We start from the raw sequence: 14,065 nt of genomic DNA, 5'->3' as shown, positions 1-14,065 counted from the left end.
ATTGTAAATAAAATATACCTATTGTATAAATTGTAATTATAATGAAAAAATTAACGCTTTCTCTGCTTTTATTAGGAGGAATATGTTCACAAATGGTGAACGCTCAGGCGACAGATAAAGGCTTAGACCTTAGCCTGATGGATAAATCAGTACGTCCTCAGGACGATTTTTACAGCTATGTGAGCGGAACATGGATGAAAACCGCTAAAATTCCTTCCGATAAGCCGACTTGGGGAAGTTTCAACAAGCTGGCGGAAGATACCGACAATAATTCAATGACTATTCTGAATTCTCTTTTGAAAGATAAATTTGCAGATGGAACAGAAGGTAGAAAAATCCAGGATCTGTATGCAACTTATATGAATATCCAGAAAAGAAATGCAGACGGAATCAAGCCAATCCAGGCTAATATTAACAAAATCGACGCGATTAAAAATCTTAAAGATCTTCAAAATTATTTAACTTCCGTAACGAAAGAAGGTGAAAATACTATGTACGGTTGGGGAGTGGATGCAGATCTGAAAGATTCTAAAATGAATGCCGTTTATTTAGGAAATGCATCACTTGGATTAGGTAGAGACTACTATCAGAAAGTGAATGACAAAAACACGGAAGCTCTTGCAGAATACACAAAATATGTAGCTTCTATGTTGAAAGAATTAGGATACAAAAATGCTGATGCAGCTGCAAAAGGTATTGTAGAATACGAAAAAAGCATTGCTAAAACCTATCTTACCAATGAGCAGAGCCGTGACAATACGCTACAGTACAACCCAAGAACAATGGCTGAATTGAAGACATTGGTAAAAGGGGTTGATCTTCCTGCTTATCTTAAAGCGGTGGGCGTAAATACGGATAAAGTAATCATCGGAGAAATCGGTTATTATAAAGATTTCGATAAATTGGTAAATGAGAAAAATCTTCCTCTAATAAAAGATTATCTTAAATTCCACATGATCAACGGAAGCGCTTCTTATTTAAGTGAAAAACTGGGAGACATGAGGTTTGCTTTCTATGGTAAATACTTAAGAGGTCAGCAGGAGCAGAGAGCTTTAAACAAAAGAGGATATGAGTTGATTAACGGAACTTTAGGAGAAGCTTTCGGGAAATTATATGTTGAAAAATATTTCCCTGCAGAAGCTAAAGCCCAGATGGTGGAACTGATCGATTATCTGAAGAAAAGTTTTGCCGTACACATCAATAATTTAGCATGGATGTCTTCTACTACAAAGGAAAAGGCAATGCAGAAATTAAACAAATTTACGGTAAAAGTTGCTTATCCGGATAAATGGAAAGACTATTCTAAGTTAACAATCATTCCGGAATCTAAAGGAGGAAATTTATATTCAAACCTTCAGAATATTACAGAATGGCAGTATAATAAAGATTTAGCTAAAATCGGAAAACCTGTTGACAAATCAGAATGGGGAATGACTCCACAGACGGTGAATGCTTATTACAACCCTGTAAACAACGAGATTGTATTCCCGGCAGCCATTCTTCAGCCACCTTTCTTTAATCCTAATGCAGATGCAGCTGTTAATTTTGGTGGAATTGGAGCTGTGATCGGTCACGAAATGAGCCACGGATTTGATGACTCGGGAGCACAGTTCGATGCAGACGGAAATCTTGTAGACTGGTGGACTCCGGAGGATAAAGCTAATTTTGAAAAAGCAACAAAAGCTCTTGCTGCACAATACGATAAATATGAGCCGGTAAAAGGAACGTTCGTAAACGGAACCTTTACCAATGGTGAAAACATCGCCGACTTAGGTGGGGTAAATATTGCTTATGATGCATTACAAATGTATCTGAAAGACAAAGGAAATCCTGGACCTATCAGTGGTTACACACAGGATCAGAGATTCTTCCTGAGCTGGGCAACCGTTTGGAGAACATTATCAAGCGAGAAATACATGATCAATCAGGTGAAAACAGACCCGCACTCTCCTGGATATTTCAGAAGTTTCGGACCTCTTACCAATGTTGATGCATTCTACAAAGCATTCGACGTGAAAGAAGGCGACAAGCTTTACAAAAAACCGGAAGAAAGAATCAAAATCTGGTAATAAATATTTTATTCAAATAGAAACCGCTCAGCAATGAGCGGTTTTTTTATTAAAGAACTCTCTTCTCACCTCTCACCTCTTACTTCTCACTTTTCACTTCTCACTTCTTACATTTTTACTTCTCACCAACTTTGCATTTCAAACCATAAACATTTATGAATAAATTATGTATATTTGGTAAGTTTGTGTACAATCAAAAAATATTTTTAATGAAAAAGCTAAATATCGGAATACTTGCCTTTTCTGGGTTTGTATTTTTAAATTCGTGTGGTACGGCTAAAACAGCAGATACTCAGAAACCCGAAACAGTGAGAGAGGTTGCTGCAGAACCGGTGAAAAAAGAGGAGATGAAAGAAGAAGGAATCAATTTAGCATACATGGACAAGTCGGTGCGTCCGCAGGATGATTTTTTTAGCTACGTAAACGGAAACTGGGTGAAAACCACTCAGATTCCTTCAGATAAAGCGAGCTGGGGATCTTTCAATGCACTGAGAGAAAATGTAGATGATGCTTCTTTAGATATTTTAAATAAAATCTTATCAGAATCATACTCTGCAGGTTCAGAAGGTGAAAAAATCCAGAATCTATATGCTTCTTTTATGGATACGGATAAAAAAAATGCAGAAGGGCTGGCTCCCATAAAAGGGGATCTGGCTAAAATTGATGCCATCAAAAACCTGAATGATCTTCAGAAATATCTTCTTGAAGCCACAAAGTTGGGTGATAACTCATTTTATGGCTGGAGAGTAGGTGCAGATCTGAAAAATTCTAAAATGAATGCCGTGTATCTTGGCGGTCCGGATCTTGGGCTGGGAAGAGATTATTATCAAAAAGTAAATGAGGCCAACACCAAAACACTGGCAGAATATCAATCTTATGTAGGTAAATTGTTCGGCGTTTTAGGTTATAAAAATTCTGAGGGAGCTGCAAAAAATGTAGTTGATTTTGAAAAACAGCTGGCTAATTATTTATTAACCCTGGAGCAGAACAGAGATGCCAATCTAAGATACAATCCGAAAAATGTTTCCGAGCTTCCGGCTCTTGTTAAAAACGTAAATCTTCAGAGCTATCTTAAGAATGCAGGTGTCAACACAGACAGAGTCATCATCGGAGAGCTGAAATATTATCAGAATATGGATTCTTTTCTTACCCAGAAAAATCTTCCACTGTTAAAAGATTATCTGAAATATCATCTGATTAATGGAAATGCAAGCAATTTGGATGAAAATCTGGAACAGATCAGATTTGATTTTTATTCAAAATATCTTCAGGGACAAAAAGAACAGCGCCCGATGAATAAGCGCGGCCTTTCCCTAGTGAATGGGGTTTTAGGCGAAGCCTTTGGAAAATTGTATGTTGAAAAATATTTCACCCCGGAATCCAAAGCTCAGATGGAAACATACATTGATTATATCCTGAAATCCTTCAAGCAACACATCAATGATATGGACTGGATGTCTCCGGCTACAAAAGTAAAAGCACAGGAAAAACTGTCTAAATTCACAGTGAAAATTGCTTATCCGGATAAATGGAAAGATTATTCTCAAATGAAAGTAGAATCTCCAAAAGCCGGTGCTACACTATATTCTAATCTTCAGAATGTTTCTGCATGGCAATATCAAAGAAGTCTTGATAAAATCGGGAAACCGGTTGATAAAACAGAATGGGGAATGACTCCGCAAACGGTAAATGCCTATTACAGCGGTTCTAATAACGAAATTGTTTTCCCGGCAGCAATTCTTCAGCCTCCTTTCTATAACCCGAAGGCCGATCCGGCAGTAAACTTCGGCGGAATCGGAGCCGTAATCGGTCATGAGATTTCCCACGGATTCGATGACAGCGGTTCAAGATTTGACGGTGACGGGAATCTTAACAACTGGTGGACAGATGAAGACCGTAAAAACTTTGATGCGAAAGTGGCACAGCTTGGTGCACAGTACAGTGCCTACGAACCGGTGAAAGGAAGTTTTGTAAACGGTAAATTTACAAGCGGCGAAAATATCGGAGATCTTGGAGGCGTGGCAGTTGCTTATGATGCGCTTCAGATGTACCTTAAAGATCATGGAAATCCGGGACTGATCAGCGGTTTCACACAGGATCAGCGGTTTTTTATGAGCTGGGCAACAGTATGGAGAACAAAATCTACTGATCAGTATATGATCAATCAGGTAAAAACGGATCCGCATTCTCCGGGTGTTTTCAGGGCTTTTGGTCCGTTGGTAAATCAGGATGCATTCATTAAAGCTTTTGATATCAAACCGGGCGACAAAATGTATAAAGCTCCGGAAGAAAGAATAAAAATTTGGTAAACAGCCAAAAATTGTTAGAAAAGAGAAACGCATCAGAAATGATGCGTTTTTTTATTTATTTTTTCATAGCTTAGTGATATCGTAAAATGTTGATTTTTGATTAATATTTAATTGTTTAAGTCAAATATTAAAGAAAATTCTTAACAAAATTTTGTATGTTACAGTTTTTTTTTAAATTTAAACATTGGATTGGTCAGCTATTTGATGCTGATAAATACGATTCACACCAAAATAAAAAATCTCAAAATAACAATAATATGGCAATGTTTAATTATGGCGTTGGCGGAAACGAAGTGAAAGTGGATGCCAATGAAGCTATCCAGAACATACAGGAGAATAAGTCATTGATTGTGAGCCAGCTTACTTCAGAAGAGTCTTATGTTCCTGAAATTGTAACAGGATTAAAAACAGTGGAAGACGTCTTCAGGCATTTCCAGCCTTCTGTAAACGTGCAGCACGAGACAGAAGATGGCACTGTAGTAGAAGAAGAATTCCGTTTTCAGAATCTTGCAGATTTTACCCCCAAAAACCTTACCCAGAAATCAGCATACCTCCAGCAACTAAGCATGGAGCAGGAGCAATACAACAAAATTGTACGCCAGCTGAAAACCAATAAAATTCTGCGCAATATGCTGGAAAACGATCAGACCAGAGCTGCGTTTATCGAGGTATTGAAGGAAGTGGCACAGGAACTTGAAAAATAATCTAAAGACTTTACACGTATCATGGATAGTAAATTACAGCCAGCTGAAAACCAACACCAGGGGCAGCAGCAACATGCAGGTCAGCCGAAAGGTAATCCGCTTGCCGAACTTAATAAAATAGGAGGTTTCGGTTTTGTAGAATCCGTTGTAGACGGTATTGCCAACATGAACCCTACAAGAAAAGCAAGGAAAGAAATATTCCTTAATGACAGCAACAAAGAAGAAGAACGAAAAGAGCTTCTTCAGAAAATAAACCTATGGGTGAATCTTCTTGAAAGCAACGATTCAGCTGATAAAATGGCTGAAACCTGCAAATCAAAAGCGCAGTCTGCGGATCAGAGTTTAAAATCAAACCTGAAAAATACACTTGATGCCGTACGCCAGCTGGAAACGAACTACAGAACAGTCGCTCAGTTTTATAAAAATACGGAACTTGATAAAGTAGACAATGTAAGTATTGTTAATGCCAGTTTAGACCAGGTTTCAGATCTTGATAATCCTTTATTCATCGATGCTATTGCAGAAGAGTTCAAGAATTATTATGACCGTCTGGATCTTCGCGACAACTATTCGATTTTGGCAATTCCAGGATATCTGGGATCCAATAAAGTAATCGAAAAATGGGCGAAAATATGTAATGAAAATAAAGTCATGATGGTTACCGATTTTGCCAACCTCGACAAGCCGGATGATGTGGTAGATCTTTTTCATTCCGCAAATCTTACCGGTGGAGAACTGCACAGAAGTAATGTCATTATGACGTGTAACTGGTTGGTTGGCCGTGGCAAAGCTGAAGAAGTAGGAGAGGAAGAAAATGTAGAACTTCCACCGTCCACTTCACTCGCAGGAAAGATCCACAAAACCCTCATGTCTCAGGTGGCAGCAGGAAAAAAACACGGAAATATCAACGAAGTGGATGCCGTAAAATTTGAATTGAAGAAAAGCGAGATTTCACAGCTTGAAAAAATGGGGCTTGTTCCGATGGTCAATGAATATGGAAAGATCATGGCATTCTCCGCAAAAACCCTTTTCACGGGAGATAATATCGGATTACAGACGTATTCTGTAGTTCGTGTATTCGACTATGTAACCAAAGTTTTATTGGACTTCCTCAACAGAAGAGCTTTTGAAAACTGGAATGCCAAGAATGAAGATGATCTGAGAAGACAAATTGTTCAGTTCCTGGATAATATCAAAGGCCCGGATAAGTTGATTGAAAAATTTAAAATCGTTCGTTTTGAACAGGACAGGGTTAATAAAGACCGGGTTTGGCTGGACATCCGCCTAACACCGTATTTCCCTACGAAAAGTTTTGTAATCAAATTGGACGGTCATAAAGGAGATGACGGAAATGAGTGGGATGCAGAATACGCCCAGGAGTAAAAATATTAAGATAAAACCGGTGCTTGTTCATCGGTTTTTTTTATCAAAATCAGTAAAATATTTATTATGAAAGGCAGATTATTATTTTTGCCATTGATTTTTTTGTTTTTAAGCTGTGAAGAAAAACAGATTAAGGGTAAGCAGGCAGTTGATCTTTTCGCAGATGAAAGACAGGAAGGAAAAGCGTATGTCATGAAGCCTCAGGAATGTTTTGATGAAAGTGATATGGTAGTTTCTTCCGGAAATGTGAAGCTGATAGATCAGTCGTCAGGACGCGGAAAATCTATTTTTATTTACAGGGTTACTTCGGGCGAAGTGCTGAAGACAACAAGAGATTCAATAGTGAATTTCCCTTTTCAGTTTCTTTCTGACCAACAGCTTGCATTTAAGAAAGATTCTTTGTCATATATTTATCTTAAAAAACTGGAAGGTTACCGTTTTATCGCAAAGGATATGAAGTTAAAATATCAATGGCTGAAAGCGGCGCCGGTTTATTCTGTAAAAGCGGATAAATAATTTTACCTTTGCCAAATATACAATCCTGAAGGTTTAATTAAAATAAATAATAAAAGTTTGAAAAATACGGTCACTCCAGACTTCAAACACATTGGTGGCAAACTTCTGATCTGGTACGGAAAAAACGCCAGAGATCTTCCTTTCCGACAGACAAAAGATCCGTATAAAATATGGATCTGCGAAATTGTTTTTCAGCAGACAAGAATCAGTCAGGGGCTCGGTCATTATACCAATTTTACTGAACGGTTTCCCGACGTAAAAACACTCGCAGAAGCCGATGAAAATGAAGTTTTACTTTACTGGAAAGGATTGGGGTATTATTCAAGAGCAATCAATGTTCACAAGGCGGCACAGCAGATCATGAACGATTATGATGGAATATTTCCTGGCGAATATGAGGAAATCCTAAAGCTGAAAGGAGTGGGGAAATATACGGCGGCGGCAGTTTCAAGCATCTGTTTCAATGGAAAGATTCCTGCAGTTGACGGTAATTTTTACCGGGTTTTAAGCCGTGTTTTTGCGGATGATTTTGATGTTTCCAGTTCCAGGGCGTTTAATTATTTCTCCGATCTAGCTCATTTAATCTTACCTGACAATGTGGGGGATTTTAATCAGGCCATGATGGATTTGGGTTCGGAAGTCTGTAAACCTAAAAATCCTCTTTGCGGAGAATGTCCTTTAAATCAGGATTGTATCGCTTTTTTAACCAATAAAATCTATAATTTTCCTGTTAAAACAAAAAAAGTAAAAGCAGAAGGTCTCGAGTTGAAATATTACTTCGTACACCGGAACGGAGAATTTTTAATTCAGCAGAGAAAAGACGATTTTATATGGAAAAAACTGTTTGAATTTCCTCCTCAGATTTCCGATGAACTATTACCTTTTATTAAAAGTGTAAAAACAGTGCATCATAAACTGACGCATAAAAACCTCAGCATTGAAATTTACAATGTCGAAGTGGATTCGGAAGAGGCCTGGAATAATTTTATCGCCGAAAATGATTATATGATCAGTGATTATGAAAGCTCTCACCAAAAATCTTTCCCGAAACCACTGGAAAATTATATCGGAAATTATCACACAGCTTACAGGATTTTATAAGTAAAATTAAATCCTGTATTCGTTACCCTTCCGTAACTATGGCATCTCTGTTTCCGTCTTCCTCTTTTCCTTCTTCAATCATTTCTTCGGCTTCTTCTTTTTCTTCTTTTGTAGCATGGTCGATGCGTTCTTCCTGCTTTTTATCCTGCTCGTGATCAATAAAAAATTCACAGTATACCGGAAGATGGTCGGAACCAAAATTTTCAAGGGTTTTCAGGTCTTCAATAAAGATTTCTTCACTGTGGAACATCAGGTCAATCGGGAATCTCAGCAGACGGTATTTTGCGTGAAAAGTTGAGACAAATGAGCGTCCGATCCTGGGATCGATGAGGTGACTGGTTTTTCTAAATAATATGGAGGATTTGGACCATGCTACATTATTAAAATCACCGACAACAATAAGAGGTTTTTTTATTTCTCTTACTCTTTTTGCGGTACTTAGCAGGTCGCCGTCACGTTCTTTCGAGGTTTCTTCTTCGGTTGGACTTGGCGGTGGAGGATGAACTCCGAAAAATACAAAAGAAAATCCGTCTTCGGTTTTTAAATGTGCTTCAATGCTGGGAATATCATCTGCCACAAAATAATGCGTTCTGGAACTTTCAATTTTAATTTTCGAATAAAAATGCATTCCGTAGGTGTTTTCCAGCGTTACTTTATGATGATACGGATAGTCTTTTTCCAAAGGTTTCAACGCCTGTTCCCAGTCGCCGTTACTTTCCATCGTAAGAAACATATCAGGCTTATATTTTTTAACCAATTGAATAAAGCGTTCATATTCTTTATTAAACTGATAAACATTGGCAGAGATAAAATGCAGTTTATTAGAAGACTGGTATTTTTGCGTGTACTTTTTAACAGGGTACAGCGGAGTATATTTAATGAGAATGATGCTGTGATGGATGAGCATAACTAATAAAAGTCCCTGATAATAACAGAAATATTCAGATTTACCGGGAGCGGCGAAGCCGAGAATAATAGTCAAAAGTATAAATACCGTGATCTGTATTTTACCAAATTCCGGAACCCGGAATATCCAGTGAGAATGTTGAATTTTTGGCAGTATGGTTACAATTAACAACAATACAGTCAGAATCAGATAAGCTGTCCACATATATTAAAATAATTCTATAAATTTAATTTATTTTTTATTATTGCTCAAATCAAATTATCTTTAAAGCATATTCTTAACAACAATTAAAGCTTTCGAAATACATTTTACCATGAACAAAATTTTTGCATTCCTCTTTCTTTCAGGAAGTTTATGTTTCGGGCAAAGTCAGGAAATTGAACAGCCTGTAAGGACTTTATTTACTGCGATGAAAAATGCAGATGCCGAGCTGCTGAAATCCGTTTTTTCTGAAACAGCTGTTCTGCAGACCATCACCAAAGACGGTGTGAAAAATGAAGACATCAATGATTTTATAGCCTCCGTTTCAAAGATGCAGAAAAATGATCTTGATGAAAGAATCATTATTGAAGCTATCCATACCGACGGAAACCTGGCGAGTGTTTTTACACCCTATTCTTTTTATTTTAAAGGCAAATTTTCCCATTGCGGAGCAAACAGCTTTCAACTGGTAAAACAACAGAGCGGGGAGTGGAAAATCCAGTATTTAATTGATACAAGAAGAAAAGACAACTGTAAGGAAATAAAATAAACTTTTAAATGAAAATCCACCATATCGCCATCATCTGTTCAGATTATGAAATTTCAAAAAAATTCTATACTGAAGTTTTAGGATTAAATATCATCCGTGAAGTATACCGTGAAGAAAGACAGTCTTTTAAGCTGGATCTTGCCATAGGAGACCATTATATGATTGAACTTTTTTCATTTCCCGACCCTCCGGCAAGGCCTTCCAGGCCTGAAGCATGTGGGCTGAGACATCTGGCTTTTTTGGTAGAAAATGTTAATGAAAAAAGGGAAGAATTAATTCAAAAAGGGCTAAATTGTGAAGAAATCAGGATTGATGAATTTACGGAGAAAGCATTCTTCTTTACCCAGGATCCGGACCAATTGCCATTAGAATTCTATGAAGTTTAAAAATTTACCATGAAAAAATATGTAATCATTTTAGGACTGCTAATGATAGTTCAGTATAGTGCACAGATTGTCCATGAACCCAAAAACCATCCTAAAGAATGGTCGCAATCTTATGAGCCCTTCCGGATTGCCGGAAATCTTTATTATGTAGGAACATATGATTTAGCCTCTTATCTCATTGTGACGGATAAAGGAAATATCCTTATTAACACAGGATTGGCAGATTCACTTCCGGTAATTAAGAACAATATTAAAAAGCTGGGTTTTACATATAATGATATCAAGGTATTGCTGCTTACACAGGCGCATTACGATCATTTAGGAGCAATGGCAGCTATTAAAAAAGAAACAGGAGCAAGATTATATGTTGATGCCGCAGATGCTGGAGTCTTAAAAAGCGGAGGGAAAACGGATTATGAAATGGGAAAATATGGCGTAACGTTTAAACCGGTTACCCCGGATTATATTTTAAAAGATAAAGACATTGTAAAGCTTGGAAACACCACCCTCACCATGCTTCATCATCCCGGACATACAAAAGGTTCCTGCAGTTTTATATTTGAAACTAAAGATAACAAAAGAAGTTATAAGGTTTTAATTGCCAATATGCCGACCATTATTATTGATAAAAAATTCTCGGAAGTTGCTGCTTATCCTTCTATTGAAAAAGATTATCAATACACTTTACAGCAAATGAGAAAGCTGAATTTCGATATTTGGGTAGCTTCCCACGCAAGCCAGTTTGACCTTCATGAAAAACGTAAGCCGAAAGATCCTTACAATCCGGGCGCATTTATGAACAAAAAAGAATATTTTGATCAGCTTGATGAGCTGGAGAAAGATTATCTTGAAAAAAAATCAGAAGAGCTTAATGGGCATAACCTGTAAAGAAGCTGATCGCCATGATAGCCAGAACGATGGAAGAAATGACTACATAAACGTAGTCTTTTTCTTTTAAATACCCGATCAGTGCAAAAATAATCCTCATTAAAGGGGTGAAGATCAGAAGCAAAATCCCCAGCTGAATGATGGCCATTCCTTCGCCTTTGCAAAGCGAATTCCAAAAATGTCCCCATACTTTTTCCGAGGAACTTCCCATATCGAGTGAAGTGTATTTTTTAGGCATTTTAAAACCCTCTGTAAAAAGCTTTACAAAACCGATCAATGATGTAATAACAGAAAGAATAACGCCTAATCTCAGCAAATTTCCCACCGAACGGTTCAGATCAACATCTGTGAAGTTCTTTTTCATTATCTGAAGCTTTTATTGATACCGTTATACATCATATATACAGAAAGGATTGTAATCACAATCGCAAAAAATACCTTTAACTTTTTTGTTTTTGAAACCATCAGTGTTTTAGAACCGATAAAGCTGCCTACCACAACCCCGATCAAAACCGGAGCTACAATCACAGGAACAATTTCTCCTCTCTGGAAATAAATCAGTGCACTTGCCACCGCAGTCACACCAATCATAAAATTACTTGTGGTGGTTGAAACTTTAAAAGGCAGTTTCATCATATTATCCATCGCCAGAACTTTCAAAGCACCGGATCCGATTCCTAAAAGTCCGGACATAGCACCGGCAAACATCATCATAAAAAATCCCGGAACCGTATTTCTTGCAGAATAGCTTTTCAAAATACCTTTATCAGGAAACGTTCCGTACAGTTTCAGTTTTTCTTCAAGGCTTCCCTTAATTACGGGTTCCTGATGGTCAGGCTTGCCTTTTAAATTTAAAATAACCGTTAAAAGAAGGATGCTTGCGAAAATGATTCCGATGGTATTGGGATTCAGCATTCCGGAAACCAGTGCTCCAACGATTGCTCCTGCAGTTGTGGCAATTTCCAGAAACATCCCGATCCGCATATTGGTGAAACCTTCTTTCACAAAAGCAACTGCAGCACCGGAGGAAGTTCCGATCACAGAAATAAGAGAAGCACCGATAGCATAATGCATAGGAACACCAAAACCCAGTGTTAACAAAGGAATAATAATAACTCCTCCTCCCAAGCCGGTCAGTGACCCAAGAAGTCCTGCCGAAATTGCTCCAAGGAAGAGAATAATGATTTCTGACATGCTACAAATATAAAACTATTGCGTTAGTCTGCCAAACGTTTAAAAAAGATAAATTTGATGTATTTTTGCCTAAACAAAAATTGAAATATGAAACTTTTTTATGTCATTCTCGGAGCGACACCACCCGGAAGAAATATTGAGCAGCACGATGTGTTTTTCGGAATCGCAGAGAACCTGAAAGATCTTGTGGAAGATATGAAAGCTTTCTGGAAAGAAGCAAAAGGGAAAATTCATATCGACTGTTATCAGGAAGTGAAATTTGTAGACGGATATGAAGTGAAGATTGTTGAAAGAGGGCAGGAAACTTCCGAAGAGCAGCTCTATTTCATCAATCTCGGAGGCTACAAAAGAGGATTTTTTGAAGAGTTTCATGAGCAGCATCTTGTAGTGGGAACGTCAATGGCAGAAGCTGTAAAAAGAGCAAAAGCAACGGAGTTTTACAAAACTATGGGTTTCAAAGGAGCAACCAGCCATATTGATGAAAAACTCGGGGTGGATATCGATGATATTTTCCCGGTAAAAGAAATTCTTCCTTCGGAAATGAAGCAGAAATATGCAATTTCCCTGGTAAGATCAGATGCTGAAAATCAGGAAAATTTCGTAAGTCTGGGCTATCTGAAGATCGATAAAGTCCAGTAAATAATATATTTTTAAATGAAAGTTTTCGGGCTTTATTTAAAATATTCAATAAAATAAAATATAACAGAAAAAATAAAAGGTAAAAATGAAAATAGGAATTTTAGGTGGCGGACAGCTTGGAAGAATGCTGATTCAGGAAGCGTTAAAATACGACGATGAATTTTATACACTTGATCCGGCTCCCGATGCGCCATGCCACAATATTTCTTACTTTACACAAGGGAATTTCAACGATTACGAAACGGTTCTGAATTTTGGTAAGGATAAAGACGTGGTGACTATTGAAATCGAGCATGTGAATGCAGATGCACTGTCCGAACTGGAAAACCAGGGAATAAAAGTAGTTCCAAATTCCAATATCATTAAAACCATTCAGCAGAAAATTCTTCAGAAACAATTCTATAAAGCCCACGATATTCCGAGCCCGGAATTTGAAGTGATGGACGGAAGTTCCGACGAAATAAAAATGCCGCTGCCTTTCGTACAGAAAATGAATACAGGCGGCTACGACGGGAAGGGAGTACAGGTAATCCGCACTGCAGAAGATATGAAAAATCTGTGGACACAGGATTCAGTAATTGAAAAGCTGGTGGATATCGATAAAGAACTTTCCGTTATTGTAGCCAGAAATGAAAACGGCGAAACCAAAACTTTTCCTGTAACGGAAATGGTGGCAGATCCCAAACTGAATCTTCTTGATTTCAATATTTGTCCTGTTGTTTTATCAGATGATATTGAAGAGCAGATCAATTTCATCACAGAAAAATTTTTAAATGCCATCAATTCTCCGGGGCTTTTCGCTATTGAGTTATTTTTGGATAAAGAAGGAAAAGTATGGGTAAATGAAACGGCTCCCAGATTACATAATTCGGGTCATCAAAGCCAGGAAGGAAATGCCAATTCGCAGTTTGAGCAAATGTATCGTGTTGTGAAAAATTTGCCTTTGGCAGATACCGACGCCATCATCTACAGCGGAATGCTGAATCTTGTTGGTGCGGAAGGTTATTCCGGAAAAGTAATCTATGAAGGAATGGAAGAAGTCTTGAGATTGCCTGAAACCTATATTCATCTGTACGGAAAAACCGAAACCAAACCCGGAAGAAAAATGGGACATATCAATGTTCTGGCAGAGTCCCGAGAAGAGCTGATGGAAAAGCTGGTAATGGTAAAAGGAATGGTAAGGGTGATTGCAGAATAATGCTATGTAGAGCCCTGACA

The 14,065-nt window shown here is 37.8% G+C and carries 14 protein-coding genes; 11 read left to right on the top strand and 3 right to left on the bottom strand.

The features are described from left to right. The first annotated feature begins 41 nt into the window (after window positions 1–41). From M0D58_RS06200 to M0D58_RS06175, 6 genes are all read left to right on the top strand, one after another. Window positions 42–2,069: a M13 family metallopeptidase gene (locus tag M0D58_RS06200; RefSeq protein WP_248394329.1), complete on the top strand. Its 2,028-nt coding sequence runs from the start codon at window positions 42–44 to the stop codon at window positions 2,067–2,069. Window positions 2,070–2,278: 209 nt separating this feature from the next. After that, on the top strand, window positions 2,279–4,378 hold the full coding sequence (locus tag M0D58_RS06195) for a M13 family metallopeptidase (protein ID WP_248394327.1): 2,100 nt from the start codon (window positions 2,279–2,281) through the stop codon (window positions 4,376–4,378). Between the two features lie 257 nt (window positions 4,379–4,635). Next, on the top strand, window positions 4,636–5,082 hold the full coding sequence (locus M0D58_RS06190; RefSeq protein WP_072884871.1) for a type VI secretion system contractile sheath small subunit: 447 nt from the start codon (window positions 4,636–4,638) through the stop codon (window positions 5,080–5,082). 21 nt (window positions 5,083–5,103) lie between these two features. Further along, window positions 5,104–6,465 (top strand): DUF5458 family protein, encoded by a 1,362-nt coding sequence (locus M0D58_RS06185; protein ID WP_248394325.1) that lies wholly within the window; start codon window positions 5,104–5,106, stop codon window positions 6,463–6,465. A gap of 66 nt (window positions 6,466–6,531) precedes the next feature. Next, on the top strand, window positions 6,532–6,981 hold the full coding sequence (locus M0D58_RS06180) for a hypothetical protein (RefSeq protein ID WP_248394323.1): 450 nt from the start codon (window positions 6,532–6,534) through the stop codon (window positions 6,979–6,981). A 57-nt stretch (window positions 6,982–7,038) separates the two neighbouring features. Continuing rightward, window positions 7,039–8,082 (top strand): A/G-specific adenine glycosylase, encoded by a 1,044-nt coding sequence (locus M0D58_RS06175; protein ID WP_248394321.1) that lies wholly within the window; start codon window positions 7,039–7,041, stop codon window positions 8,080–8,082. A 22-nt stretch (window positions 8,083–8,104) separates the two neighbouring features. On the opposite strand, the gene M0D58_RS06170 is transcribed toward M0D58_RS06175, so the two are convergent. Further along, complete coding sequence (locus M0D58_RS06170; RefSeq protein ID WP_248394319.1) at window positions 8,105–9,193, bottom strand: endonuclease/exonuclease/phosphatase family protein; 1,089 nt, start codon at window positions 9,191–9,193, stop codon at window positions 8,105–8,107. Between the two features lie 109 nt (window positions 9,194–9,302). On the opposite strand from M0D58_RS06170, the gene M0D58_RS06165 reads away from it, so the two are divergent. Genes M0D58_RS06165 through bla form a run of 3 tightly spaced genes read left to right on the top strand, consistent with a single transcriptional unit; the run spans window position 9,303 to window position 11,014 of the window. Beyond that, entirely contained in the window at window positions 9,303–9,740 is a 438-nt protein-coding gene (locus M0D58_RS06165) for a nuclear transport factor 2 family protein (RefSeq protein WP_248394317.1), read from the top strand. Between the two features lie 8 nt (window positions 9,741–9,748). After that, a complete protein-coding gene (gene gloA2, locus M0D58_RS06160) occupies window positions 9,749–10,126 on the top strand; it encodes an SMU1112c/YaeR family gloxylase I-like metalloprotein (RefSeq protein WP_248394315.1) in 378 nt (125 codons plus the stop codon). A 9-nt stretch (window positions 10,127–10,135) separates the two neighbouring features. Beyond that, window positions 10,136–11,014, top strand: coding sequence for a subclass B3 metallo-beta-lactamase (gene bla, locus M0D58_RS06155; protein WP_248394313.1), 879 nt, complete (start codon window positions 10,136–10,138; stop codon window positions 11,012–11,014). Here bla and M0D58_RS06150 read toward each other — a convergent pair. Both M0D58_RS06150 and M0D58_RS06145 read right to left on the bottom strand, forming a co-directional pair. Beyond that, window positions 10,995–11,378, bottom strand: a complete 384-nt coding sequence (locus M0D58_RS06150; RefSeq protein ID WP_248394311.1) for a DUF1634 domain-containing protein — start codon at window positions 11,376–11,378, stop codon at window positions 10,995–10,997. The two genes, bla and M0D58_RS06150, sit on opposite strands and share 20 nt — an antisense overlap. Further along, window positions 11,378–12,208 carry a sulfite exporter TauE/SafE family protein gene (locus M0D58_RS06145; RefSeq protein ID WP_248394309.1) on the bottom strand — a complete coding sequence of 277 codons (831 nt, stop codon included), beginning with the start codon at window positions 12,206–12,208 and terminating at the stop codon, window positions 11,378–11,380. The genes M0D58_RS06150 and M0D58_RS06145 overlap by 1 nt, the downstream gene beginning before the upstream one ends. Window positions 12,209–12,295: 87 nt before the next feature. On the opposite strand from M0D58_RS06145, the gene M0D58_RS06140 reads away from it, so the two are divergent. Further along, window positions 12,296–12,847, top strand: a complete 552-nt coding sequence (locus tag M0D58_RS06140; RefSeq protein WP_248394307.1) for a DUF1543 domain-containing protein — start codon at window positions 12,296–12,298, stop codon at window positions 12,845–12,847. A gap of 85 nt (window positions 12,848–12,932) precedes the next feature. Beyond that, window positions 12,933–14,045, top strand: coding sequence for a 5-(carboxyamino)imidazole ribonucleotide synthase (locus M0D58_RS06135; protein WP_248394305.1), 1,113 nt, complete (start codon window positions 12,933–12,935; stop codon window positions 14,043–14,045). Window positions 14,046–14,065 lie beyond the last annotated feature (20 nt).

Origin of the sequence: Chryseobacterium nepalense (assembly GCF_023195755.1) — a bacterium.
GTDB classification, from domain to species: Bacteria; Bacteroidota; Bacteroidia; order Flavobacteriales; family Weeksellaceae; genus Chryseobacterium; species Chryseobacterium nepalense.
This window is presented reverse-complemented; position numbering and strand designations above follow the sequence as displayed.